The organism is Porphyromonas levii (genome assembly GCF_018206105.1).
Taxonomy (GTDB): Bacteria; Bacteroidota; Bacteroidia; order Bacteroidales; family Porphyromonadaceae; genus Porphyromonas_A; species Porphyromonas_A levii.
In genome coordinates this window covers 1-783 of the sequence record NZ_JADRGN010000092.1, presented here as the reverse complement: position 1 = coordinate 783, position 783 = coordinate 1, and the positions used below count along the sequence as shown (strand labels likewise).

The 783-nt window shown below is 36.9% G+C and carries 1 protein-coding gene; it reads right to left on the bottom strand.

Annotation, left to right across the window (positions count from 1 at the left end; translation table 11 throughout):
• Positions 1-95: 95 nt before the first annotated feature.
• Positions 96-599: an SRPBCC family protein gene (locus IX315_RS09620; protein WP_342356951.1), complete on the bottom strand. Its 504-nt coding sequence runs from the start codon at positions 597-599 to the stop codon at positions 96-98.
• Positions 600-783 lie beyond the last annotated feature (184 nt).

Sequence of the window (783 nt, the reverse complement as noted above, 5' to 3'; positions counted from 1 at the left end):
TTCAAAACAAATCTATATTGATTTACAGTGCATTGCAATTACATGGTACAAATATGACTTCTTAAATCGATTACAAACAATCGGTTATATTGTCTTTATTGCCCTGCTTTTTCAAGTTCTATTCGAGCTTTAAGTTCTTCTTGGTATGTGGTCATAAACTTGTTTAAGTCCATAAAAGCATACCCAACTAAGCGATAGAACAGATTCTTGTATTCTATCTTTTCTGTTGCAGTGAATAGAGTTTTACCACCTTCCATCGGTTCGAATGTTGCCTGCCATTCTCCTGTGAACATTTTACTATCCATCTCAAAACAGTAGAAAGAGTGTGGTCTCTTCTCAAGTGTCTTGAATCGGATAGTTACATCATTGGTAGTCTCTTCCCATTCTTCAATATCCCCTTGGGTACGGATGATCTCCAAATCATCCAAAGAACTTCTGTAATGCCATTCTTGATTGTTGGTCACGATGTCAAAAACGACATCAATAGGGGCATTCAAAATACACTGCTTTGTCTCCGTTCTGGTTCTCGGAAGGAGTGCTCCTATGAGCACGACAACCAATACAAGCAATAAAAGACCGCTCAATATTATGTACAACACATTCTTCACGTTCTATTTGATTATTATCCACTTTCCAGCCTTTGTAGAGCCTTCGTGCTTGATATATAGTACTCCCCATTTTTAGACAACGGGATGTATTTTTTCTTTCACTGTCACAAACGTACACATTTTCTTTCTTTTTACATCGTTATTGGTTATTGTTATGCAGCTACTACTATTCCAT